The sequence below is a fragment of the Thermomicrobium sp. 4228-Ro genome (assembly GCF_026241205.1).
Lineage (GTDB): Bacteria > Chloroflexota > Chloroflexia > Thermomicrobiales > Thermomicrobiaceae > Thermomicrobium.
This window is the reverse complement of record NZ_JAPFQM010000001.1, coordinates 1,477,556-1,502,804: the sequence shown is the minus strand read 5'-3', so window position 1 is coordinate 1,502,804 and position 25,249 is coordinate 1,477,556. Positions and strand designations below refer to the sequence as shown.

The window sequence follows — 25,249 nt, the reverse complement described above, 5'->3', positions numbered from 1 at the left end:
GGGGCACGATGGCCGTCAAGGTCGCTGAGCGAAGACGAACTGCTCCGGCACCGGAATTGCCCGATGATCCGCTGTGGTACAAGGACGCGATCATCTACGAGCTGCACGTGCGGGCATTCTACGATAGCAACGGGGACGGTATCGGTGACTTCCCCGGGCTCACGCAGAAACTGGACTATCTCGAGGATTTGGGCATCACGGCCGTCTGGCTCCTGCCCTTCTATCCCTCACCCTTGCGCGACGATGGCTACGACATCGCTGATTACACCGACGTCCATCCGGCGTACGGGACGCTGAAGGACGTCAAGGAGTTCATCCGGGAGGCGCGCCGACGCGGGATCCGGGTCATCACCGAGCTGGTCCTCAACCACACCTCCGACCAGCATCCCTGGTTCCAGCGCGCTCGTCGGGCCGCCCCGGGCAGCGTCTGGCGGAACTTTTACGTCTGGAGCGACACCCCAGAGAAGTACAAGGAAGCACGCATCATCTTCAAGGACTTCGAGACGTCGAACTGGGCCTGGGATCCGATCGCCAAAGCCTACTACTGGCACCGGTTCTATTCGCATCAACCGGACCTCAACTACGACAACCCAGCCGTCCGCCGCGCTATCCTCCGCGTCGTCGACTTCTGGATGCGGCTGGGCGTCGACGGGATGAGGTTGGATGCGGTGCCCTATCTCTACGAGCGAGAGGGGACGAACTGCGAGAACCTGCCGGAAACCCACGCGTTCCTCAAGGAACTCCGCCGCTACGTCGACAGCCGCTACCGGAACCGCATGCTGCTGGCCGAGGCGAATCAGTGGCCGGAAGATGCCGTCGCCTACTTCGGTGACGGTGACGAGTGCCACATGGCCTTTCACTTTCCGCTGATGCCGCGACTCTTCATGGCCATCCGCATGGAAGACCGCTTCCCGATCGTCGATATCCTCTCGCAAACACCGCCGATTCCGGAAACGGCCCAGTGGGCCCTCTTCTTGCGCAACCACGACGAGCTCACGCTCGAAATGGTGACCGACGAAGAGCGCGACTACATGTACCGGGTCTACGCCCGTGACCCGGTCGCCCGGATCAACCTCGGCATTCGCCGGCGCCTGGCGCCACTGCTCGGCAACAACCGGCGCCGGATCGAGCTGATGAACGGGTTGCTGTTCTCGCTCCCCGGTACCCCCGTGATCTATTACGGTGACGAGATCGGGATGGGCGACAACGTGTACCTCGGCGACCGCAACGGGGTGCGCACGCCGATGCAGTGGAGTGCTGACCGTAACGCCGGCTTTTCGACCGCTCCGCGGCAGCGCCTGTACCTCCCGGTCATCGTCGATGCCGAGTACCACTACGAGGCGGTCAACGTCGAGGCGCAACAAGCCAACCCGCACTCGTTGCTCTGGTGGATGAAGCGCCTCATCGCACTGCGCAAGCAGTTCAAGGCCTTCGGGCGCGGCAGTTTCGAGCTGATCCCGGTCGAGAACCGAAAAGTGCTCGCCTACGTCCGGCGCTACGAGCAGGAAACGATTCTCGTCGTCGCCAACCTCTCCCGCTTCGTCCAGTGGGCCGAACTCGACCTGGCCGCCTACCGCGGACTCATCCCAGTCGAGCTCTTCGGTCGCGTCGAGTTCCCGATGATCGGCGAGGAGCCGTATCGTATCACGCTCGGGCCACACAGCTTCTACTGGTTCAGCCTGGAGCGCCCGCGCGCCGGTGAAGAGCCACTCGTCATCACGACCAGCGAGTTGCCGATGGTCCCCGTTCGCGAGCGGGACGGCCTGATCGAGCTCGGGAGCGCGCAGCGGGCCTTGGAAAGCCACCTGCCACGTTACCTGCGCGCACGACGCTGGTTCGCTGGCAAAGCACGCCGCGTCAAGCAGGTGCGTGTGACCGAACAGGTACCGATCGCAATCGACGGCCAGTCGGCACTGTTCACGCTCGTTCAGGTCGAGTACACCGAAGGCGATCCAGACCTGTACGTGCTGCCTCTCGCGCTCGTTCGTGGTGACCGAGCCGAACAGACCATCGAGCGGACACCGCACGCGGTGATCGCGCGCGGGATGCCGGGTGGCGAGGAAGCGCTGCTCGTCGATGCGCTCGCCGTCCCCGATTTCGTGCGTGGGCTCGTCGAAGCGATCGGTCGACGGCGCCGCTTCCGGGGACAAGGCGGAACGATTCTCGCGTCTCCGACCAGTGCCTACAGACGCCTGCTCGGGCCCGCGGCTCAGCTCCCCGAGCCGGTACTCGGTCGCGCCGAGCAGAGCAATACCTCGGTAATCTTCCCGGAGCGTGTGCTGTTCAAACTCTACCGGCGCGTGGAGCCGGGACCGAACCCAGAACTCGAGATGGAGCGGGCGTTGAGCGAACGGCTCGGCTTCCCACACGTGCCACCACTGGCCGGCAGCCTCGAGTATCAGTCCCATCAGGGCGAGACGATGACCCTGGGAGTGCTGGTCGGTTACGTGCCGAACGAGGGCGACACCTGGCAGTACACGCTCGACGAACTGACCGGCTTCCTCGAACGTGCTCTCGCGCACGGCGAGGAGCCACCTCGCCTCGCCCTCGATGCCGCGTCACTGCTGGCACGCGCCCAGGAGACGCCACCGGAGGTGGCCTACGAGCTGATCGACACGTATGTCGAAGCGGCGCATCTCCTCGGCCAGCGCACGGCCCAGTTGCACCGGGCACTCGCCAGCTTGACGGATGATCCCGCGTTCGCGCCCGAGCCGTTCTCGATGCTCTACCAACGCTCGCTGTACCAGGCGATGCGCAGCCAGCTCCTCCAGACGCTCGGCCAGCTCCGTAATCAGCTCGAGCAGTTGCCGGAAGCCGTTCGTCGCGATGCCGAGGCAGTGCTCGAGCGAGAGCGCGGAATCGTACACGTGTACCAGCGGCTCTTGCATGGGCTGCTCCCTGCCCAACGCACGCGTTGTCACGGTGACTACCATCTCGGGCAGGTGCTCTATACCGGCCGCGACTTCGTCCTCATCGACTTCGAGGGGGAGCCAGCCCGACCGCTCAGCGAGCGACGACTCAAGCGTTCGCCCATCCTCGACGTGGCCGGAATGCTCCGCTCGTTCCACTACGCTGCCTCGACGACCTTGCTCGAGCAGCACGAACGCGGCCTGCTCCCCGACGTCGCCCGGGCAGAGGGTTGGCTCCGGTTCTGGTACGGCTGGGTCGCAGCGGTCTTCCTGCAGGGATACCTGCACGAGCTCACTGGCACGCCGCTGCTGCCCAGCGACCCGGCGCAGCTCGCCATTCTGCTCGAGGCGTATCTCATGGACAAAGCGATCTACGAGATCCGCTACGAACTCGGGCACCGCCCCGACTGGCTCGCGATTCCCTTGCGCGGCGTGCTCGAACTTCTCCGGGCTCAGGAAGGGACATGATGAAGACACTCCAGGCACTGCATGCACTCGCACGCACGATGGGCGTCCAGCTCGCCTACCGGGACATCGCTGGTCAACGACATGTGGCCGGAACCGAGCAACTCATCGCGGTTCTCCAGGCACTCGGCCTCCCGATCGAGCGCCCGGACGATGCGCCGCGGGTTCTGCGCGCATACCAGCGGCAGCGTTTGCAGCGCGGCTGCGAGCCGGTCCATGTCTGGGTCGCTGGTCGTGGCCAGCCGACGATTCACCTTCTGGCCACCGGACTCCCCACTGGCACCTACACGGTGCACGTCCGACACGAGGACGGCACGACGGTGGAGAGCGCGATACCGGCCGAACGGGCTGCAGTCGCTCCGGCTTCCTCTCCGGTGAACGGGGTTGACTCCGTTGCCGGGTTCGTCGTTTCGCTCCCGCTACCCTGGATCCTACCGCTCGGGTATCACGAGGTCACGATGCACAGCGCGGATGGCACGGAAGCGCGCACGCTCCTCATGGTGCGGCCCCCGACCGTCGTGCTTCCGGAGGCGAACGGGCTCGATCGGAGCTGGGGGACGTTTCTCCCGCTCTATGCCCTCTGGCGCGATCAGCCGCGAGACGGAGCGACCTATAGCCGGCTCCAGGAACTGGTCGCCTGGACGCGCCAGCATGGCGGCCAGCTCGTCGGGACGCTCCCGCTTCTCCCGGTCTTCCTCGGCGAGGATCCGTTCGATCCGAGTCCCTACGCGCCGATCAGTCGCCTCTTCTGGAACGAGTTCTACTGCGATGTCGCGAGTTCTCTCCAGGCGAGTAACCTCGCTGCGCCGCTCGTGACGGTCGCCGGCGAACGGGGAACGCTCCTCGTCGACTACGCTGCCACCTGGCGACAGCGCCGCACCGCGCTGGCCACGCTGGCCGAGCGACTCCAGGCCGATCCGGAACGCTGGAGCGAGATCCAACAGTGGCTCGAGGGACGGCCTGATGTCCAGCTGTATGCGCGGTTCCGCGCAGCGGTCGATCAGTACGGCCCACCGAGTCGATGGCCAGGAGATCTCCGCCGCGATCGCACGCTCGCGATCCCTGGTCTCGAGGAAGGCGCCAGGATGTACCTGGTCGGGCAGTGGCTGGCGACCCACCAGCTCGGTGCCAGCGAGGGCTCGGCACTGTATCTCGATCTCCCGCTCGGGGTGCACCCGGAGGGCTTCGACGTCTGGTCGTGGCCGGAACTCTTCGTGACGGGCATGAGTGCCGGTGCGCCGCCCGATCCGTTCTTCGCTGGTGGGCAAGTCTGGGGATTCCCGCCGCTCCATCCCGAACGGATCCGCGAGGACGGGTACCGGTACGTGCGGGCCGTCCTGGCTCATCACCTCGGTGCAGCCAGCCTGCTGCGGATCGACCATGTCATGGGATTCCACCGACTCTACTGGGTTCCGTCCGGCGCGAGTGGCCGCGAGGGAGTCTACGTGCGGTACCGGCCGGAAGAGTTCTACGCCGTACTGGCGATCGAGAGCCAGCGAGCTGGTTGCGCGGTAGCCGGCGAGGATCTCGGCACGGTGCCGCAGGCCGTGCGGCACGCGATGGTCGACAATGGCCTCCTCCGGCTCTGGGTCCTCCCGTTCGAGCAGCAAAACGGGAGCTTTCGCGAGCCGCCTGGACTGGCGGTCGCGAGCCTGGAGACGCACGACCTGCCACCGTTCGCTGCACTGTGGGAGGAGTGGGGGCCCGAGCGCCAAGAGGCCGTGCGCGACTGGCTCGTGCAGCGTGGATACATCCAGCCGGGCGAAGGCGGGCACGATCCCGCTACGCTGCTGCGCGCATTGCTGCGCCTACTCGGCTCCGGACCCGCGGCGATCGTCCTCGTCAACCTCGAGGATCTGTGGCTCGAGCGAGAACCGCAGAACCGACCGGGTACCGGATTGGAATGCCCCAACTGGCGACGTCTCGCACGACGCGGGCTCGCCGACTTGGCCGCCGATCGAACCATCGGCGAGTTGCTCGCAACGCTCGACCGCACACGGAAAGGAGGTGCTCGGTGACGACGACGTGGCGAGTCGGCCCGGTTCGTCATGACCGATCGCTCCTCACCGATCACGACGTGTATCTCTTCAACGAAGGCACCTGGCTCAGGGCGTACGAGAAGATGGGGGCTCATCCGTGCGTGCTCGAGGGTGAGGAGGGCGTCTACTTCGCCGTGTGGGCTCCCAACGCCGAGCGGGTTTCGGTGGTCGGGGACTTCAACGACTGGACACCCGGTAAACATCTGCTGGCACCACGCGGGTCGTCGGGGATCTGGGAAGGGTTCGTTCCGGGCCTCGGAGTCGGTGCCCGGTACAAGTACCACATCGTGTCACGCTTGAACGGATATCAAGTTTTCAAGGCAGACCCGTACGGTGCCCGGCATGAATGTCCACCCGGTACGGCTTCTATCGTCTGGAACTTGACCTACGAGTGGGCAGACGCCGACTGGATGCGACAGCGCGCCCGTGCCAACGCGCTGGACGCACCGATGCAGCTGTACGAAGTGCACCTCGGTTCCTGGATGCGCGTTCCGGAAGAGGGGAACCGCTGGCTCACCTATCGAGAAATCGCCCCCAAGCTGGCCGAGCACGTGCAACGGATGGGGTTCACGCACGTCGAGTTCCTGCCGGTCATGGAACATCCCTTCTACGGATCCTGGGGCTACCAAGTCACGGGATACTTCGCGCCGACGGCACGCTATGGTGCCCCGCAGGACTTCATGTTCTTGATCGACACGCTCCACCAGCATGGGATCGGCGTGATCTTGGACTGGGTTCCGTCGCACTTTCCGACCGATGAGCATGGTCTCGTTTTCTTCGACGGGACGCACCTCTACGAGCATGCCGATCCGCGCAAAGGCTTCCATCCCGACTGGCACACCGCGATTTTCAATTACGGCCGGAACGAAGTCCGTACCTTCCTGCTCTCCAGCGCGATGTTCTGGCTCGACCGGTACCACGCGGACGGACTTCGGGTCGATGCGGTCGCTTCCATGCTCTATCTCGACTACTCGCGTGCACCAGGTGAGTGGATCCCGAACGAGTACGGCGGTCGCGAGAACCTGGAGGCGATCGCCTTCCTGCAGCGGCTGAACGAGGAAGTGTACCGGCACCATCCCGACGTCCAGACGATCGCGGAGGAATCGACCGCCTGGCCGATGGTCTCGCGCCCCACCTACGTGGGCGGCCTCGGTTTCGGGCTCAAATGGGACATGGGCTGGATGCACGATACGTTGCGCTACTTCAGCCGCGATCCGATCTATCGGAAGTACCATCACAACGAACTGACTTTCCGGCTTCTGTACGCCTTCAACGAGAATTTCGTGTTGCCGCTCTCCCACGACGAGGTCGTCCACGGGAAGGGCTCGCTCCTGGCCAAGATGCCCGGAGACGACTGGCAGAAATTCGCGAATCTTCGCCTTCTCTACGGCTACCAGTACACGCAGCCTGGGAAGAAGCTCCTTTTCATGGGTGCGGAAATCGCACAATGGCGGGAATGGAACCACGATAGGAGCCTGGACTGGCACGTGCTCCAGTATCCTCCGCACGAGGGCGTGCGGCGCTGGCTGGCCGATCTCAACCACCTGGCTCGCTCCGAGCCAGCCCTGTACGAACTCGATTGCTCCCCGGAAGGTTTCGAGTGGATCGACTGCAACGACGCCGAAAACAGTGTCCTGGTGTATCTCCGCAAGAGCCGCCGACCTGGCGAGGAGCTTCTGGTCGTCTGCAACTTCACACCGGTACCGAGACAGAACTACCGCATCGGCGTTCCCGCTCTGGGATTCTGGCGGGAACTCCTGAACAGCGATGCACGCGAATACGGTGGAAGTGGTTGGGGCAATCTCGGCGGCGTGGAAGCCGTACCGGTTCCCTGGCACGGCCGAGCCTGGTCGTTGACCTTGACGTTGCCACCGCTCGCGATCGTGATCTTCAAGAGAGTCACGGACGGGAGTCGACCGTGAAGTATGTCTGCATCCACGGACACTTCTACCAGCCGCCGCGGGAGAACCCGTGGCTGGAGGTCGTCGAACTCGAAGACTCCGCCTATCCGTACCACGACTGGAACGAGCGGATCACCGCGGAGTGCTACGGCCCGAATGCCTGGTCGCGCATCCTCGACGCGCGCGGCCGGATCATCCGGATCGTGAACAACTATGCTTGGATCAGCTTCGATTTCGGCCCGACGCTCCTCCGCTGGCTGGAGCAGGAAGCACCTGACGTCTATCGCGCGATCCTCGCCGCTGATCGTGAAGGGTGCGAACGGTTCGACGGGCATGGCCCGGCTATCGCGCATCCCTACCACCATGTCATTCTGCCGCTCGCCAACGAGCGCGACCGGCACACGGAACTCTTGTGGGGCATCCGCGATTTCGAGTACCGCTTCGGCCGCCGGCCAGAGGGCATCTGGTTGCCGGAAACCGCGGTCGATCTGGCCACGCTCGATCGTATCGCGCAGATGGGTATCGCCTTCACTATCCTCGCGCCACACCAGGCTGCAGCCGTGCGCGCCCCCGGATTCAGTGGGTGGCAGGACGTTTCGGGAGGACGGGTCGATCCGACTCGACCCTACCGCGTGCAACTCCCGTCCGGTCGATCGATCGTGGTGTTCTTCTACGATGGTCCGTTGTCTCGCGACGTCGCCTTCGGCGATCTCCTCAACGACGGTCGTCTTCTGGCCGCGCGCCTGCTCGCTGCAGCCAGTGACTCCACTGACCGGCTGGCGCATATCGCGACCGACGGTGAAACGTACGGCCACCACCACCGCTTCGGCGATATGGCTCTCGCAGCCGCGCTCGCCGCGCTCCAGGCTGAGCCGGACGCCCGTGTCGTGACCTACGGTTCGTACCTCGCGACCCATCCGCCGACCTGGGAGGCACAGATCGTCGAGCAGACATCCTGGAGCTGCGCGCACGGTATCGAGCGCTGGCGGAGCAACTGCGGCTGCAACACCGGAGCCCATCCTGGTTGGACGCAAGAGTGGCGTGGGCCATTGCGGGAAGCGCTCGATTGGCTCCGCGATGCCGTCGCGGCCTTGTACGAGCGGGCGCTGAGCACTCTCGTCCGCGATCCTTGGGCTGCTCGTGACGACTACATCGAGGTCATCCTCGACCGCTCGCCGCAGAACGTGCGGCGTTTCCTCGATCGCTGGCAAACTCGTGCACTGGAGCCGGAGGAACGGATACGCGTCCTCGAAGCGCTCGAAATGCAGCGGTATGCCCTGCGCATGTACAGTAGTGACGCCTGGTTCTTCGATGAACTTTCTGGACTCGAGACGATCCAGGCACTCCAGGCGGCTGCCCGAGTCATCCAGATCGCCGAAGAGCTGTCCGAAACCTCGCTGGAGAACGAGTTCGTCGAGCGTCTCGCTCGGGCGCCGAGCAATATCCAGCAGTACCGCGATGGGCGCGGCGTGTGGGAGCGACTCGTCCGGCCGGCCCGCGTCGAACTCGCGAACGTGGCCGCGCACTACAGCTTGAGCGCGCTCTTCGAGGACTACCCGGAACGAACGAGTATCGGTTGCTTCGAAATCGAGCGGCTCGAAGGGACAGCGCAACGAGCCGGACGCGCGCACCTCTTCGTCACGCGTGTTCGCGTAACCTGCACTCTGACGGGCCGCAACCAGTCGTTCATCAGTGCAGCCCTCCATCTCGGTGACCACAACCTGGTCGGGGGTGTCGAACCGGACGGGACACCGGAGCGGTTCGCGCAGCTCTGGGACATCCTCAACGAGCCGTTCGCGCGCGCCGATCTCGCAGAAACGGTACGGGCCTTCGACCGAGCGTTCGGGCGCGCGGAATATTCACTACGCTCGCTGTTCAAGGACGAGCAGCGGAAGCTGCTCGAGATCATCTTGAACGCGACACTGAGCCAAGCAGAAGACCTGTATCGTCATCTCTACGAGGACAGCCAGCCACTGATGCGCTTCCTCCTCGATCTGGGCGTCCCCATCCCCCGGGCGTTCCTGACCGCCGCCGAGGTGACGGTGAACGCCGAACTGCGTCGCCGGTTGAGCGAGCCGCGGCCGCCTTTCGAGACGCTCACCCTCTTGTTCGAGGAAGCCGAGCGGTGGCAACTGCAACTCGACCACGCCGGGCTAGCCTACGCATTACAGGAGACGATGGAGTCCCTCGCGCAGGAATGGGACGACCGCCCGGACGATCTGGAACTGATCGAGATACTCACTGGACTCGTTCGTCTGGCCAGCCATCTCCACGAGCCAGTGAACACCTGGCGCGTCCAGAACGTCGCCTACGAGCTGATCCAGCGCGAGCTTCCGAAGCAACGGTGGCAGGCACAGCGCGGCGATCCGGCCGCCCACGAGTGGATCGAACGCTTCCGCGCTCTCTGCGATGCGTTCTGGCTCGCCCTCGACGAGATCGAGAAGAGCCTCACGGCCGCCTGAAAGGCAGCGCGAACGCGAAAGAACGCCGTTGCGCCCGTGCGCGCGCCACCGCTTCGGCATGCGCCCGGAACACGCGCTCGTCGTTCAATGGTGCGAGCGGCTCCTCCCAGCCATGGAGGCGAAGCGCACACGTGATGAGGAAATCGGCGAGTTGCGGATTCTTCGGCAAGACGGGACCATGCAGGTACGTACCGATCGCATTGCGGTACCGGCATCCCTCGGTCCCATCCTCGCCGTTGTTCCCGTAGCCGATGCGCACGACGCCGAGCGGCTGAGCAGTGGGGCCGAGGTACGTCCGCCCGCTGTGATTCTCGAAACCGACCACTTCACCGAACTCGGTCGAATCGATGACGACATTCCCGATCATGCGGCGCCTCCCAGCCACCGTCCAGGCGTCGAAGATGCCCAGACCAGGAAGTTCCGGGCCGGCATGCGGTCGGTAGAAGCGCCCGAGGAGCTGATACCCACCGCAGACAGCCAAAAGCGGGACACCTCGCTCGATTTCTGCCCGCAAAACCTCGCCCTTGGCACCTTGCAGGTCGTAGGCCGCAGCGATCTGTTCCCGATCCTGACCACCGCCCCAAAAGAACAGATCGTAGCGGCCCGGCTCCAACCGCTCGCCGATACCGATCTCGACGACCTCGATATCGATTCCCCGCCGGCGACAGCGCTCGACGATGGCCAGCACGTTGCCGCGGTCGCCATAGATATTCATCGTCCGCGCGTAGAGCCAACCGATACGAAGGCGCATCGCCCAACCTCGCTACTGCGCCCAGAACGATGGCAGGAGCCCCCGCTGCGCGAGTGCACGACGGAGTTCCAGCATCGCCGTGTAGGTCGCCAGTACCCAGCCGCACGATGCAGGGGGTAACGACGCGATCCACCGATCGAACGCCTCGACGACACCCCGGTGCTGCGCGACTGGTTCGATCCCAGCATACTCGAGACGCAGCGCCATTTCCCCACCGCGGATACCTCCAGTGCTGACCGGGACATCGAGCGCCCGGAGCTTCTCGACGTCGACGTCCCACAGCCAGGAGACATCACGTCCATCAGCATCGAGATCGTTGATCAAGATCAGGACGGGACAGCGCTGCTGCGCCAGAACCAGCAGCCGAATCGCTTCGTTGAACCCCGTAGGATTCTTGACGAGCAGGAGGGTCAACTCATGTCCGTCACATGTCACCCGCTCCTGCCGACCGAAAGCGGCCTCGACGCTACCCAGGACACGGACGATCTCCGCCTGGTCGAGGCCGAGCGCGAGCCCTGCCGTTGCTGCGGCCAAAACGTTGTACGCATTGTAGACACCGGCCAGCTGGCTCTCCAGCGTGATCGTGCTGGTTCCAGCCACTGCCTCGATGCGGAGCGGTACGACCGAGGCGACCGACCGCCCAGAAACCGTCAGAGGCGGCCGGGAAAAGGAGCACCCCGTGCACTGATAGATCCCGAGGTGCCCCAGAAACACCTGCCGGTATGTCAAGGCTTCCCCACAGCGGGGGCAGAGTCGCCAATCGGCCGCATGCGGAAGGGCAGGGAGTGCCACAGTCGGATCGTCGAGACCGAAGGTCCAGCGACGCTCGCTGAGCGGTTCGGTCAGGGCAGTGAGTACCGGATCGTCAGCGTTCACGACGACGAGCGCATCGGGCGGCAGCGCGGCGAGCGCGCCGCGCCAGGTCTGCGCGACGGTCTCCAGCTCCCCATATCGGTCGAGTTGATCGCGGAACAGATTGAGAAGCACGAGAAGCCGCGGCCGTAGCGCCCCAACCGCGGTCGGTAGCGCGAACTCGTCGACCTCGACGACAGCGATCTCCCCCCGGATGCGGCCGGTGACACTGCTGCCATCGACGAACGCCGATGCGATTCCGCGCGGGAGGTTGCTACCGGAGCGATTGTGGACGACTGCCAGCCCGCTCGCCTGGAGCAGCGCAGCGAGAGCGCGGGCTGTCGTGGTTTTCCCGTTCGTCCCGGCGACGATGACGGTACCGTGTGGAAGCTGGCGCGCGAGTTCGTCGAGCAGGCCCGGGTAGACGAGCAGCGCCAGGAAGCCGGGCACTGCGGTCCCACCACCGAGCTGGAGCCGACGCGTCGCCCAGGCGACGACACGCCCCACCGTCGTGGCGGCGCTCGCTCGAAGCCGCATCGTGGTCATTCGTGTCCTTCAGCCGTGCCCACCAGCACACTGACCGTGGTGAGGGAGCGGACATCGACGAGCGGCCGCACACTGACTCGCAATTCGTCTTCCGCAGCCTGCCGGGTTCCCCCAACTGCGACACCGATCACCAGTCCAGCCGGGATACCGACAGTTCGCCCACTCGTCACCACCAGTTCACCTTCCCGGAACGGCGTATCGGGCGGGAGATGGCGGAGTTCGAGCAAACCACGCCCGTGCCACCCTCGCCCGTAGACGATACCTTCCGCGCCGGAATCGAGCAGTTGTGCACCGAGCTGGATCGAGGGGTCGGTCAACAGTGTGACCTGTGCGCGATGGCTCTCTACACGAGTCACGAGACCCACTAACACGTTCGGATTGAGCACCGCCATACCGACACGAACACCGTCATCGCTCCCCCGGTCGATGACCAGGACACGTTGTGGCTGCTCCGGATCGTAGCCGATCACGCGAGCTGCGACGAGCTGGAGACCAGGATGCGCCTGCTGGAACTGCAGCTGCGCCCGAAGCTGCTCGAGTTCCTGCTGGGCACGCCGTGCTTCCGCGAGTTGAGCGAGCAAGGCATCACGCTCAGCACGGAGCCGCTCGATTTCGCGCTGCAAGTCCTGCTGGCTCGAGAACGATGGGAGCGGCAGGCCATCGGTCAGCGAACGGATACCACGCTCGAGATCGACTAGCAGCCCCGTGATCGGAGCTTGGAACGGCGCCAGATGCTGTTGGCGATCCGAGACGATGAAGAGCAGACTCGCGACGACGAGTCCGAGTGCGAGGATCGCCGTTCGCCGCAGGGTGATCGGCATGCCTCACCTGATCGGTGTCTTCAGCTCGTCGACGTCGTCGTGGCCGGCGTGCGTCGCTGTTGGGTTCCCTGCAACGCGCGCTGATAGAGATGGAGCGCCTCGGCGACGCGCCCGGTCCCACGCGCGACGCAGGTCAACGGATCGTCAGCCAGATAGACCGGGATTCGCAGCTCCGCCTGCAAACGCTTGTCCAGCCCCATGAGCAGCGCTCCGCCACCAGCCAGCACGATGCCCCGCTCCATGATGTCGGCCAAGAGTTCCGGTGGTGTTTCCTCGACGCAGGATCGGACCGCTTCGATGATCTGGTTCACCGGACCAGCGATCGCTTCGCGGATTTCGACGGAACTGACCTCGACGGCCTTCGGTAGCCCGGTCAGGACGTCGCGCCCGCGCAAGATGACGCGCCGCTCTTCCTCTAGCGGATAGGCTGAGCCAGCAGCGATCTTCGCGTTCTCCGCGGTCCGCTCACCGATGATCAGGTTATGGTCGCGTCGGGCCCACTGGACGATCGCTTCGTCGATCTCGTCACCCGCGACGCGGATCGACCGGTTCACGACGATGCCGCCCAGCGAGATCACCGCGACTTCAGTCGTCCCACCCCCGATATCGACGATCATGCTTCCGACTGGCTCATTGATCGGCAATCCCGCGCCGATGGCAGCCGCCATCGGCTCTTCGATCGTATAGGCCTCGCGAGCACCGGCACTCAAGGCGGCATCCTTGGCTGCCCGCTTCTCGACCTCGGTCACCCCCGAGGGGATACCGATCACCACACGGGGATGCGGCGTCAGCAGCTGCTGCGCGTGCACCTTGCGGATGAAGTAGTGGAGCATCACCTCGACGGTGTCGAAATCGGCGATGACACCGTCCTTGAGCGGTCGCACCGCGACGATCGATTCCGGCGTCTTCCCGACCATCGCCTTCGCTTCGACACCGACGGCCAGCACGCGGCGCGTCTTCTTGTCGACAGCGACGACGGAAGGCTCGGAAATCACGATCCCTTTACCGCGCACGTAGACGAGGGTGTTCGCCGTCCCGAGGTCGATACCGAGATCGCGGCTGAACAGCCCGAACAGCGCGCTGAGTGGTCGAATCATCGTCGCGCCCTTCCTCCCACCGGCCTCACCGTCACCGGAGGTAGAGACCAGGATCTTGATAGACCCCGTTGTACATGATGATGAAGTGGACGTGTGGGCCGGTCGAGTATCCTGTGCTCCCCATCGGGCCGATGTACTGCCCCTGGTTGACCCACTGTCCGACTTGCACCGGTGGCGGTTCGGCCATGTGCCCGTACCAGGTCACGAACCCGTTGCCATGATCGATCGCGACGGCATAGCCCAAACCGTAGTTGTTCCACCCGCTGAAGATCACCGTTCCACTGTCCGCCGCGACGATCGGCGTGTACATGTTGTTCGCGATGTCCCAGCCGTTGTGCCCAGCGTGGAAGTACTGCGTAATCACGCCCGTCGTCGGCCAGATGAACGAGCCGCGTGGTGCCTGCCGCTGGGCCGGCGGGTTGCTCGGCGCCGACGGGGCGCTCTGCGCCGGGGCAGGCGCCGGAGGTGGCGGTGGCGGCGGTGGTGGCGGCTCCCCACCAGGAATCATGACCAGCTGCCCGACGCGCAACACGCCGTTCGGGCCGATGCCGTTCATCGGGTAGTCGCGGATGACCTGCGGATCGACCCCCCAGTACTCGGCCAGCGACTCGATCGTATCGCCTTCCTTGACTTTCACCATCACTCCATCGGTCGGCAGAATGGCAAGCTGCTGGCCTGGATAGATCAGCTCTGGATCAGGCAGCGAGTTCGCCCAGGTGATCGTCTGTACCTTGAGGCCGAAACGTTCGGCGATCTTCCAGAGCGTATCACCCTCTTGCACCGTGTACATGATCACCCGGTCGCGCTGCGGCATCTTGCCACCGGGCACCATGATCATCCGGTTCGGCACGAGGTCAGTGTCTCGCTGCACACCGTTGGGCTCGTACCCGGTGATGACGTCCGGCGTCACGCCGTACCGGGCAGCGATCGATTCGAGCGTGTCGCCCTCCCGGACGACGTGGAGCATCCCATCGACCGGCGGCACACGCAGCGGCACACCAGCCGGTAGGGGTGCACCAGGATCGACGAGGTTGTTCGCCCACAACAGCGTATCGACGCTCCGGCCAGTCGCGCGGGAAACGTCATAGACCGTTTCCCCACCGCTCGTGACGTAGGTGTCGAGCACGAGCACATCCGGCTTGACCGCCAGGCCGCCGGTAGCGAGATAGCCGATCCGCGGGTCTGTCGCGGCGAGACGCACAGCCTGACCAGCCACAACTCCTGGTGTATAGCCCGCATCCCAGAGAGCCGCGATCCGATCGGTACCGGCAGAAACCGAAACGAGCAGTGGAGCACGCCAGAACCCGCCACCGAGCGCGACCACCACGATGCAACAGACGACCGCCGCATGGAGCGACCACCGCCCCATGCGCCAGGCCGACCGCCCACTCGGTGGCGCCGACGGAGCCGAACTGCGGCGAGACGAGCGTGGCAGGGACTCGAGTACGGGAGTCCGGTTCGCCGAGCCGTTCGGCTGCGCTGGTAACGCGATCGGCCGCGACGTGACGTCGCGGACTCGTGCTCCACCGTCAGCTGGCGGTAACGACCCCTCCGCCTCCACGGCACGGCCATTGACCCCTGGCTCGAGGGGGTGACCGTTCGCCGACGCTCCGGCGACGGGAGCCTCTGGCATCCAGCCGAAACGAACTGTGACCTCGGGAGCGTCCGCTCGCTGCTCTTCCGGTGATGGCTGATGCGGCATCGCTTGCTCCCGGCTTCCCTTCCCTCGGCCGTGTGCCGATTCTCTGCGTCCCGATGCCGAACTCGACGATTCCCCAATTCTCGCGCGCAGCATAGCACGTCAGCCAGCTCGCGTCAAATCGGAGCCGGCAAATTCGGCGCGTTTTCCCCCTCCGCACAGTCCTGGTTTGGCGCTGACAGCAGCACGGTCAGCGAGAACGCTTCGCAAGAAACTGTTCACTAGGTCGTCGTTCTGCGCTACCATGGAACGGACAGGACGCGTGCGGGTACGCATGATGGATACGACAGCGACCAGCTACACGGGGCGGCAAAGCACGCCCTACATTCCGGAGACGATCCATGCCATCGTCAACCCGGCTGCCGGGAGTGGACGACCGGCCCGAATCTGGCCGGCCGTCCGGCAGCGCCTCGAGCGACTCGGCCTGCGCATCCACGAAGCGCAGACCGCTGAACCGGGCGCCGCGATGCACCTCGCCCGGTCTTGTGTCAAAAGTGGCGCGAGGGAGCTACTCGTCGTCGGTGGAGACGGAACGGTGAACGAGGTCGTCAACGGCATACTCGACGAACACGGGCAGCTACTCGCCCCGGTTACGCTTACGATCGTCCCCTGCGGCACCGGCCGTGACTTCGCCCGACTCTTCGGTATCACCCGTGCCGAGCAGGTCATCGAGCTGCTTCGCGACGGTGAGCCCTGCCGCGTGGACGTTGGGCAGATCACCTTCACGGATCCGGACGGGGTTGTGCGTCGCCGGTATTTCGTGAACATGGCGGACATTGGGCTAGGTGCCGAAACTGCTGCCTCGGTCAGCTCGTCCACCAAGCAGCTCGGCGGATTCCTGGCCTACCTGGTCGCAGCGTTCCGCACGATCCTGCGACACGCTGCTGCCGAGCTGACGCTCGAGATCGACGGTGAGCCGGTCTTCGCTGGCCGTGCCTCGATGGTCGCGATCGCCAACGGGCGGTTCCACGCCGGTGGCATGCGGATCGCACCGACAGCATCCGTCACGGACGGGATATTCGAGATCTTTCTGCTCCGAGAAACTCCCCGTCGTGTCCTCATCGGCTCGCTCTTACCCGCTGTCTACCGGGGAAGCCACGTGCGCCATCCGGCCGTCTTGCATTGGAGCGGGTCGCGCGTTCGCGTGACCGCCCCGTGTCCGGTCCGGATCGAAATCGACGGCGAGCCGGTGGGGAGAACCGATATCGAAGCCCGAGTCGTGCCGCGAGCGCTGACGATTCGTGTGCCGGTCGGTGCCTGCCGCACCGCTTGACCTTCCGATTCCTCTCTGCCACAATCGGGCGGTGCGAGCAATATCGCTCGCGAAGCGCGAAGCAAGGGGAACGATCGGAACGATGACGACCGAACAGCGGTCCATAAACCAAGTCGAGGCACTGGCCGAAACCTTGCGCATTCTCGCCGAGGAGCCAGAAACCGGAACGTTCACGGTCTACGGTGATCCGCCCTCACCACGGTTGCGGTGGTTCATCGATGGCCTGCGAGGTGAGCTGCAACGGCGCGGCCACGAGTTTCACCCGCAACCGATTGCGGATATCCGGCTCGTCCTGAGCGTGTTTCCGCACGACAAGCCGCACCGGTATCGCCGTAAGGCGCAGGCGACGTTCGTCGTCGGGATCACCGAGCTGCCCGAACGGCCACCGGACATCCTCACCGCGTGCTACCCGTACTTGCTCTACGCGCTGGCGAATCTGGTCTTGATCCTCATTCCAGGCGAGTCGGGGCCAGAAGCCCATTTCGTCACCCTCGAGCGCGGGCACTACGGCATCCCGTACCATGAGGGCGAGGACGAACGCTTCTTCGCCGCGATCTACGACCGCCTCCATCCGCTCGCATCGTCGCATCTGGTCATCAACAACGTGTTCCGCACCGATCTCGAACCGGAGCTCTGGAACGGTGACGAGATCACGCAGCAGATTTCCCGCGCCGGCAAGCGACTGGAAGCGATGAACCTCCTGCCCGCGCCGTTCCCGGTCCACGAACTCTTGAGCGAGGAGGACTTGCGGCACGTCAAGCGCCTCTACGGGCTCGGTGGCCTGAGCTACGGGAACCTGAGCGCACGCAAGGATCGTCACCGCTTCTGGATGAGCGCGAGCGGTGTCAACAAGGCCCAACTCGAGGTGATCGGTCGCGACATCCTCATGGTCAGCGGGTTCGATCCCTCGATCCCGGCCATCATCCTGAGCGTGCCTCCCAACGTGGAGCCGCGCCGGGTCTCGGTCGATGCCATCGAGCACTGGATGATCTACCAGCAGCATCCCGAGATCGGTGCGATCGTCCACGTCCATGCCTGGATGGACGGGATCCGGTCGACCGAGATCAACTATCCCTGCGGCACGCTCGAACTCGCCCTGGCTGTCTCCAACCTGCTCGCGCAGGAACCGGATCCGACCCGAGCGGTGATCGGGCTCAAGAATCACGGCGTCACTATCACCGGACGCAGCATGGACGAAATTCTCGACCGGATCGACGGCAAGCTGATCCCGCAAGTCCCGATGACCTGAGTCCCGTTCAGGCGAAGATCGATCGGGCCGCCCGAGTGCTTCGGGCGGCTCTGTCTTTCCCAGAGCTCAGCCGACGAACGCGAAGACCGCCTTGATGACCCCGCTGCTCCCTTTTGCCGTTACGGTCTCGAGAGCTTTCCGATACTCGGTGAGCGCGAACCGATGCGTGACGAGCCAGCCCAGGTCGACTCGTCTCTCCGCCATCAGGCGGACGGCATGCGCGATACTGGAGTCCCGGACTCCGTCGAGCACGTCATCGGCATAGGCCATCGACCCACGAATCTCCACCTCGCGCAGCCAGATCGGTGTCCAGTCGACACCGCCCGGGTCGCTCGCCAGCCCCACGAGGACCACACGCCCGCCGGCACGCGTCACGGCTAGCGCGTCCTGGACGGAACGACTCGAGCCGACGCAGTCGAAGACCCGATCGACACCCCCTTGGACGAGCCAACGACCGAAGCGCGCCCGGTACACCCGCGCACCCGTGAGACGCGCCAGTTCCCGGTAGAGCGCTGGCCCAGGCCGGCTGCGCAGGACGGTATCGGCACCCAGGCGCGCTGCCGCCTCGGCTTGAAACGGGTAGCGGGCCGTCACGAGAATGCGGGCACGGCATCCGATCGCTCGCAACGCTGCGACCGTGAGAAGCCCGATGATCCCAGCGCCCACAACCAGCACCGTCTCGTCGTCCGACGGCCGGTTCCGGAGGACCGCATGGAGCGCCACCCCGAACGGCTCGGCCAGCACCGCCTCTTCGTCCGAGAGCGCATCCGGCACCGGCACGAGCTGCGAGCGATGCGCGACGAAGGTCGGACTCCACCCTCCGCCCGTATCGCGACAGAATCCGATCATGATGCCCGGGGCGATCGTCCCCTCGCGGAAGCGCAGGCAACGGTTCGGCATGCCGCGCGCACATTCGACACACAAATCCCGAAAACCGCGCGCAACGCACCCGAGCAGAGGGTTGACGACGACCCGTTGACCGATCTGGAATCCCTCGACCGCGGCACCCAATTCCGTCACCTCACCCACGATCTCGTGACCGAGCGTGAACGGGAACGAGACGAGTGGTGAGGTCGTCGGGCTCGTATGGAGCGTGATCAAGCCGATATCGCTGCCGCAGATGCCACTGAGCCGCGTACCGATCCGCACCCATTCACCGTTCGGCAAGCGGGGCTCTGGGATATCCCGCAACTGCAGGAGTCCCCAGCCGTTCCAGTACACCGCCGGCTGAACACGGCCGAGCGCCTTCGCGAGGAGATACCGCGGTACGCTTTCGACGATCTGCAGCGCGAGCATCGTGCCTCCCTAAATCCTCGCCGGCGCGGAGACGATGCGCCCTGGTAACGCACCGGTATGCTCGCCGTTCCGGAGAACCTGCTTTCCGTTCACCCAGACGTGACGGATCCCGCTCGGGAACTGGTGCGGTTCCTCGAACGTCGCCCGGTCGACTACCGACACCGGATCGAACACGACGAGGTCAGCGTAGAACCCTGGGCGCACCTGCCCCCGATCGCGCAAGCCCAGGCGATCAGCTACGGCAGAGGTCATCTTGCGGATCGCCTCCTCGAGCGTGAGTGCACGCTCGTCGCGGACGTACCGTCCGAGAACCCGGGGATAGGTCCCGTAGGCGCGCGGGTGAACCGGGCCCTCGGTGCGTGCCCACGTCGGATCCAAACCGCCAGCATCGGTCGCGACCTTGATCCAGGGTTGCTGGAGGGCGAGACGCACGTTCGCCTCATCCATCAGGAAATAGATCGTGAAGATGTTCCGCTCCTCGGTCAGCAAGAGGTCGATCGCTGTATCGATCCAGTCCTGACCGCGTTCTCGCGCGATGTCAGCGAGTCGCTTGCCGACAGCGGGACGCAGAGCAGGATGCTGCATGCCGACCGGCATGATACCGTCCGGCCCAGCCTCGGTGCCGAGCGCTTCCCAGTTCCCCGACGGCTGCTCGACTTCCTGCTTGATCCGGGCACGAACCGTCGGATCGCGCAGATTGTCGAAAAAGCGACCACCTGCAGCGACCCACGGCGGGAGAATGGAGGCGAGGCCTGTCCCAGCCGCCGTGTACGGATAGAGGTCGGCCGTTATGTCGATCCCATCCTGCCGTGCCTGCTCGATCCGTGCGATCACGGACGGGAACTTCCACCAATTGCGGCGCCCGGACGCCTTGAGGTGGTAGATCTCGACGGGAACATCGGCTTCCTGGCCGATTCGGATCGCTTCTTCGAGCGCCTCGAGCAGCTGGCCGGCTTCGCTCCGGAGATGCGTGATGTAGAGTCCACCGAACCGGCGCACTTCACGGCAGATCGCGATGATCTCCTCCGTCGAAGCATAGGCATCCGGTGGATAGATGAGCGCATACGCGACCCCGAAGGCGCCATCCTCCATCGCCTCAGCGACCAGCCGCCGCATGGCCACCAGCTCGTCGGCCGTGGCGGGTGTCATCTCGTAGCCTTTGACGTATTCCCGCACCGTTCCGCCAGCGACGAAGGCGCCGATGTTCGGTGAAACACCGCGCTCCACCATCGCTTCGAGCCAGTCGCCGAACCGACGCCACTGGCGAACCTGCTCTTCCCACTCCGGCAAGCGGGTCGCGAAGTACGCACTGGGAATCGGCTCGCGGATACGCCCACCGAACGGTGCCGGTGTCCAGCCCTCGCCCATGATTTCGGTCGTGACGCCCTGTGCGATTTTCGACACCGATCGGCCATCGCGCATGAGCGGGTAGATCGAGTGGCTCTGGATATCGATGAAACCCGGACAGACCACGCATCCGCTCGCATCCACGACTTCCCGTGACCGCTCCGGTACGAGCTGGCCCGGCGGTGCGACTGCCACGATACGGTCACCGCGCACCGCGACGTCTCCCCAGAACCAGGGATTTCCCGTCCCGTCGACGATTTTCCCGTTCCGGATGAGAAAGTCGAACTCCACCATTGTGCCTCCGTCCGGCTCGCTGGAATCCTAATCCAGGAACGAGCAGTGCGGCAGACCGCCCCGTCGTCCGTTCACTACCCTCTGCTCTGGAGGACACGGGCAGGGTCCTCCGGCAGGCTGAGGCGCCGCACGAGTGTCCGCAGGTCATCCTCGCTCCAGGCATCGCGATTGCCAGCCAGTACGACCAGCTGGTAGCGTCGCATGCCATCGTCCCACACCGCCGCCTGTGGCCAGCCCCAGACCGGATGTGGTACCCAGCAGAGATCGATCCGCTCCGCGATGCGTTCGCAGCGCTGTTCCACGCCGAGAGTGGGTCCCCCTGGCCCACCGACCCCGATGCTCAAACGGGCGACCAGGGTCGAACCGACCAATCCGACTCGCACGGTGTCCGGCCCGTCACGCCACGCAGAAACCAGACGGAGATCGACCGGCAGCGCAACATTGACGAGCTGCGGAACGAACGCCGCCAGTGGTTCGGCGATCGTTTCGAAGACGATCGATTGCTGCCAGGTCGCGCCATCAGCTTGAAGCACGTAGCAGCCAGCTTGCTGCAGCATCGGGGAAAGGGTGGTCGATCGTTCTCCCGCTCCTGAAGGCTCGAGGAAGAGCGCCGATCCGTTCCTGCCGAGCGGTACCGGCGTCTCGTCAGCAAGTGCAAAGAGCCGCAGGAGGACAGGCCCTCGCTCGCTCGCCGAGACGACAACGTCGAGGGGAACCGGCTCGGTCGATCCGGTGGCGTGATCCGGTACATTCACGACGGCATCGGGCCCCACGGCGAGATAGACCGGTCCTTCACCGACGGCGTTGCCGAAGGCCCAGGAACTACGCGGACAGGGCTCTTTCACCTCCGGGGGACGCAGTGACCGCTGGGCCAGCGCCTCGGCAAGCAGAGCACTCGGTGACGTCGGTAACGTATCGGCTCCTACCGCGCCAGCTACCATCGAGCGGACAACCCCGGTGTCACAATCGAGTTCGATCCGAGAGAGAAACGGTTTCGCGATGAAGTCATCCGCCTCGCGGAGGAGTGCAGCAGTCACAACGACGCGGCTTCCGCTGGACGGCTCGATCTGGACGAACTCCAGGACGTTCCACCGCTCGTGCTGGCTGGACCGCTGGCTCACCCAGTCGAGAAAACCTTCGGGGCGTTCGGTGAAAAGCCCTGTGCCAAACAATTCCGACTCTCGGGGGATCACGGCGAACCAACGGCTCTCTGCTGCGCTCTCCATCCCGATTCCGAGTACTGCACGCAATGCCGGAAGATCGCCATCGTTCAACGCCTGCAAAAACGACCGATACACCTCGAGGACTCGAGCGAGCGAGCACGTTCCGACCCACTGGACTGTTACCGAAGGTGTGGGGAGGACGAGCGTCGTCCGAGTCACCTCCGGTTCCGGTGTTACAGTCGACACCGGAGTTGCGAGACCGGTCGGAGTTGCCACCAGAGTCACCGGAAGGTTCCGGCACGCTGCGATCACGAGAACCCCGACCAGCAGCAGTGCGAGCGAGCGCCTCACCAGCCCCGACTCCTCCCTGCTTCGACCGAGCAGGGTACACCAACTCCTCCGTGAGCTAGGGATGAATCCAAACCACGGTACCGACCGGCGTCCAGTCGTAGAGCCAGGCTGCCGCATCGAGGGGAAGGTTGACGCACCCGTGACTCATCGGATGGCCAAAGTTGTTGTGCCAGTACGCCCCGTGGATGGCATAGCCGAGATAGAAGTACATCGTATGCGGCACATTCGGTAAGTCGTACGAGTCGATTCCTGGCGTTCCGCCGCGCATGTGCTCGTAGCGGAGCTTGGTGTAGATGCGATACGTACCGTTCGGCGTGGGATACTGTGGAAGGCCAGTCGAGACCAGCGTCGCGAACACGAGTCGGTCGTACTCCCAGGCCCGCAGAACCTGGTCGCTGAGATCGACTTCGATCCACTTCGCTGCCTGGACCGGCGCACCGGGGAGTGGTGTGCGCACCAGACCGGGCACGGCCGGGAATAGGGCAGGATCGTAAGTCGGCAGATCAGCCGGTGCTGGCAGTGCTTCCGTCTCGATCCCGTCGCGTTCGGCGACCCACGCACCCAACCGGCTGACCTGGATCTCGTAGGCGGTGCCCGCTCGTTCAGGGTGCCACTCCAGACGCGCACGCTCGAAATACTGGACCGTCACACCATCTTCGGTCAGCTCCTCACTGATCGGGTAGCCGAAGATCCGCAGCCCGCCGTATCGCTCCCAGAAGGCCCGGAATCCGTGACAGAGGTTGTGCTGTGTCTCCGGAAAATAGCGGCACGCGGAACCCGTGATCGGGACAGCCGGTCGGAAGGCCCGATCACTTCGACCAGCGCTGGCCTCGATTCCGAGAAGCCGCAACTGCACTCGCCAGTCGAGCGGAGCTTCTGGATGCCATTCGAAGACGGCCCGCTCGAAGTACTGGACCGTCACCCCGTTTCGGTCGATCTCCTCACTGAGCGGATAACCGAAGATCGGCACGTCACCATGCCACAACCAGAACTCGAGGAACCCGTAAGAGAGTGTGTGCCCTGTCTCCGGAAAGTAGACGCGGTCTGGACCACCGGATACAGCCAACGCAGCTGGGGACACGAGCCCGACAACCCAATGAACCAGTAAGCTCGCAACGAGTGCTCCGATCCCAACCCGGAGGAAATGCCAGACGCTCTGCACGACCGACCTCCGCTCGCGGTGCTGACTGCTGCGAGGCTCAGGATACGCCACCGACGTGCGGACGCCAACTCGTTCGTCAGCGTGGGATGACCAGCACTTGTCCAGCCTGTAAGTCGTTTGGATCCTGGATGCCGTTCGCCTCGATCAGCGCGTCGAGCGACACCCCGAAGCGGACCGCGATACTGTACAAGGTATCGCCCGGCTGGACGACATAGGTGTTTCCGTTGCTCGAGTTGCTCGCCCCAGAGAGAGCTGGCGTCGGCGTCGGGATCTGGAGCGCAGGCGGCGGAGGGGTCGGCGTGACGATGGGGAGGACAGGAAACGGCGTCGGTGTCGGCACCACCGTTGGCGTGACCGCCGGCGTCGCCCTCCCGAACGGTAGGCAACCGACACCGAGCACGAGTGTCACGAAAAGGAGGATGCTGAGGCCTTTTCTCATCGCTCGGTGTCCCCGAAGAGTTCCTCCTGCAAGCGCTGGATGGCTTCCCGACGCGCCTCTTCCGTTTCTACATCCCGTTCGAAGCGGACCCGCAGCACCATGCCGCGCCGCAGCCAGGGTACCACGCTCTGCGGGACGACGAGTTGCTGCCCGTCGTCGAAGACGAGCACAGCGAGTTGCTGCCCGTCGCGGTCGACCTCGAACCGATCCACCGTCGCGATCAGGTACTCCCCCGTCATCGCTCCAGTTCCCGCTCGATCTCAACGGTCCAACGTCTGCCGTCGGAGTGCACCAGCACCGTACCCTCGCGATCGGTGCGATAGACGTCGGCTCCGACCGCACGCAACCGTTGCAACACCTCCGGATGCGGATGACCGTACGGATTATCGCGCCCAGCCGAGATGATGGCGACCGCCGGCCGTACCGCACGGAGGAACGGCTCGCTCGATGACGTACGACTACCATGGTGCCCGACGACCAGAATCTGAGCGTGCAGTCCGTCCGCACCCTCCTGTTCGAGAAGCGCCTCTTCTCCACGTTCCTCCAGGTCCCCGGGAAGCAAGAAGTGCACGCCTCCGTGCTCGACGAGCAAGACGACACTGTTGTCATTGTCGCTCGCTTCTCCAGCGGTATCGACGAGAAACGGTCGCTCGGGCCACAGGATGCGGACGCTGACCTGCTCGCCCAACTGCAGTATCCGACCGCGCTCGGCACGCATCGCGCGGATTCCGCGCTCTCGGACGAGCCGAAGCGTCTCCAGATAGGTGCGATTCGTGGTGGGCAACACGGGGTCGACGAAGCTGGCGACAGCGATTCCGGCGATGACGGCCGGCATGCCACCGACATGATCCTGGTCAGGATGACTGAGGACGAGGTAATCGAGCTGCTCGATCCCGTACGACCGGAAGAAGGGGAGGATGACCGTCTCAGCGTCCTCGCGACTGTTCCCGGCATCGTAGAGGAGCGCCCGGCCATCCGCTGTGACGATTCCTACCGCTAGGGCCTGTCCGACATCGAGGACAGCGACCGTGACGCCGGTACCTACGGATTCGGACTCGTTTCCACGGAGGGAACAGGCGACGAGTGGCAGAACGAGGAGCAGCAGGAGCGAGCGAAGCAAACGTCGCATTGCG

18 protein-coding genes are annotated in these 25,249 nt (G+C 64.7%); 6 read left to right on the top strand and 12 right to left on the bottom strand.

What is annotated here, in order from left to right; translation table 11 throughout:
• Positions 1-8: 8 nt before the first annotated feature.
• The 4 genes from treS to OO015_RS07090 are packed head-to-tail and all read left to right on the top strand — an operon-like array spanning position 9 to position 9,776.
• The gene (gene treS / locus OO015_RS07105) at positions 9-3,377 is read left to right on the top strand and encodes a maltose alpha-D-glucosyltransferase (protein WP_265940540.1); all 3,369 of its coding nucleotides are present in this window, start codon (positions 9-11) and stop codon (positions 3,375-3,377) included.
• The gene (locus OO015_RS07100; RefSeq protein ID WP_265940539.1) at positions 3,374-5,392 is read left to right on the top strand and encodes a 4-alpha-glucanotransferase; all 2,019 of its coding nucleotides are present in this window, start codon (positions 3,374-3,376) and stop codon (positions 5,390-5,392) included. The genes treS and OO015_RS07100 overlap by 4 nt, the downstream gene beginning before the upstream one ends.
• Positions 5,389-7,335 carry a 1,4-alpha-glucan branching protein GlgB gene (glgB, locus tag OO015_RS07095; protein WP_265940538.1) on the top strand — a complete coding sequence of 649 codons (1,947 nt, stop codon included), beginning with the start codon at positions 5,389-5,391 and terminating at the stop codon, positions 7,333-7,335. Before OO015_RS07100 ends, glgB begins: the two co-directional genes overlap by 4 nt.
• Positions 7,332-9,776: a DUF3536 domain-containing protein gene (locus OO015_RS07090; protein ID WP_265940537.1), complete on the top strand. Its 2,445-nt coding sequence runs from the start codon at positions 7,332-7,334 to the stop codon at positions 9,774-9,776. Before glgB ends, OO015_RS07090 begins: the two co-directional genes overlap by 4 nt.
• Here OO015_RS07090 and OO015_RS07085 read toward each other — a convergent pair.
• The 5 genes from OO015_RS07085 to OO015_RS07065 are packed head-to-tail and all read right to left on the bottom strand — an operon-like array spanning position 9,763 to position 15,545.
• The gene (locus tag OO015_RS07085) at positions 9,763-10,527 is read right to left on the bottom strand and encodes a type 1 glutamine amidotransferase (RefSeq protein ID WP_265940536.1); all 765 of its coding nucleotides are present in this window, start codon (positions 10,525-10,527) and stop codon (positions 9,763-9,765) included. The two genes, OO015_RS07090 and OO015_RS07085, sit on opposite strands and share 14 nt — an antisense overlap.
• Before the next feature lie 12 nt (positions 10,528-10,539).
• Complete coding sequence (locus tag OO015_RS07080) at positions 10,540-11,925, bottom strand: MurT ligase domain-containing protein (RefSeq protein ID WP_265940535.1); 1,386 nt, start codon at positions 11,923-11,925, stop codon at positions 10,540-10,542.
• Positions 11,922-12,746 carry a rod shape-determining protein MreC gene (gene mreC, locus OO015_RS07075; RefSeq protein ID WP_265940534.1) on the bottom strand — a complete coding sequence of 275 codons (825 nt, stop codon included), beginning with the start codon at positions 12,744-12,746 and terminating at the stop codon, positions 11,922-11,924. Before mreC ends, OO015_RS07080 begins: the two co-directional genes overlap by 4 nt.
• Before the next feature lie 20 nt (positions 12,747-12,766).
• Positions 12,767-13,843 carry a rod shape-determining protein gene (locus OO015_RS07070; RefSeq protein WP_265940533.1) on the bottom strand — a complete coding sequence of 359 codons (1,077 nt, stop codon included), beginning with the start codon at positions 13,841-13,843 and terminating at the stop codon, positions 12,767-12,769.
• Between the two features lie 31 nt (positions 13,844-13,874).
• Positions 13,875-15,545, bottom strand: coding sequence for a LysM peptidoglycan-binding domain-containing protein (locus OO015_RS07065; protein ID WP_265940532.1), 1,671 nt, complete (start codon positions 15,543-15,545; stop codon positions 13,875-13,877).
• A gap of 259 nt (positions 15,546-15,804) precedes the next feature.
• Here OO015_RS07065 and OO015_RS07060 point away from each other — a divergent pair, with 259 nt between their 5' ends.
• Together OO015_RS07060 and OO015_RS07055 are read left to right on the top strand one after the other, a co-directional pair.
• Positions 15,805-16,815, top strand: a complete 1,011-nt coding sequence (locus OO015_RS07060; RefSeq protein WP_265940531.1) for a diacylglycerol/lipid kinase family protein — start codon at positions 15,805-15,807, stop codon at positions 16,813-16,815.
• An 82-nt stretch (positions 16,816-16,897) separates the two neighbouring features.
• Positions 16,898-18,064, top strand: a complete 1,167-nt coding sequence (locus OO015_RS07055) for a class II aldolase/adducin family protein (RefSeq protein ID WP_265940530.1) — start codon at positions 16,898-16,900, stop codon at positions 18,062-18,064.
• A 66-nt stretch (positions 18,065-18,130) separates the two neighbouring features.
• Here the strand turns inward: OO015_RS07055 and OO015_RS07050 are convergent, their stop codons facing one another.
• The 7 genes from OO015_RS07050 to OO015_RS07020 all read right to left on the bottom strand — a co-directional run bounded on the left by OO015_RS07050 (position 18,131) and on the right by OO015_RS07020 (position 25,245).
• Positions 18,131-19,360, bottom strand: coding sequence for a zinc-dependent alcohol dehydrogenase (locus OO015_RS07050; protein WP_265940529.1), 1,230 nt, complete (start codon positions 19,358-19,360; stop codon positions 18,131-18,133).
• Positions 19,361-19,369: 9 nt separating this feature from the next.
• Complete coding sequence (locus OO015_RS07045) at positions 19,370-21,001, bottom strand: N-acyl-D-amino-acid deacylase family protein (protein ID WP_265940528.1); 1,632 nt, start codon at positions 20,999-21,001, stop codon at positions 19,370-19,372.
• A gap of 74 nt (positions 21,002-21,075) precedes the next feature.
• Positions 21,076-22,515 carry a hypothetical protein gene (locus OO015_RS07040; RefSeq protein ID WP_265940527.1) on the bottom strand — a complete coding sequence of 480 codons (1,440 nt, stop codon included), beginning with the start codon at positions 22,513-22,515 and terminating at the stop codon, positions 21,076-21,078.
• A gap of 55 nt (positions 22,516-22,570) precedes the next feature.
• The gene (locus OO015_RS07035) at positions 22,571-23,677 is read right to left on the bottom strand and encodes a L,D-transpeptidase (protein ID WP_265940526.1); all 1,107 of its coding nucleotides are present in this window, start codon (positions 23,675-23,677) and stop codon (positions 22,571-22,573) included.
• A 76-nt stretch (positions 23,678-23,753) separates the two neighbouring features.
• Entirely contained in the window at positions 23,754-24,116 is a 363-nt protein-coding gene (locus OO015_RS07030; RefSeq protein ID WP_265940525.1) for a LysM peptidoglycan-binding domain-containing protein, read from the bottom strand.
• Entirely contained in the window at positions 24,113-24,355 is a 243-nt protein-coding gene (locus OO015_RS07025; protein ID WP_265940524.1) for a DUF3006 domain-containing protein, read from the bottom strand. Before OO015_RS07025 ends, OO015_RS07030 begins: the two co-directional genes overlap by 4 nt.
• The gene (locus OO015_RS07020) at positions 24,352-25,245 is read right to left on the bottom strand and encodes a ComEC/Rec2 family competence protein (RefSeq protein WP_265940523.1); all 894 of its coding nucleotides are present in this window, start codon (positions 25,243-25,245) and stop codon (positions 24,352-24,354) included. Before OO015_RS07020 ends, OO015_RS07025 begins: the two co-directional genes overlap by 4 nt.
• Positions 25,246-25,249 lie beyond the last annotated feature (4 nt).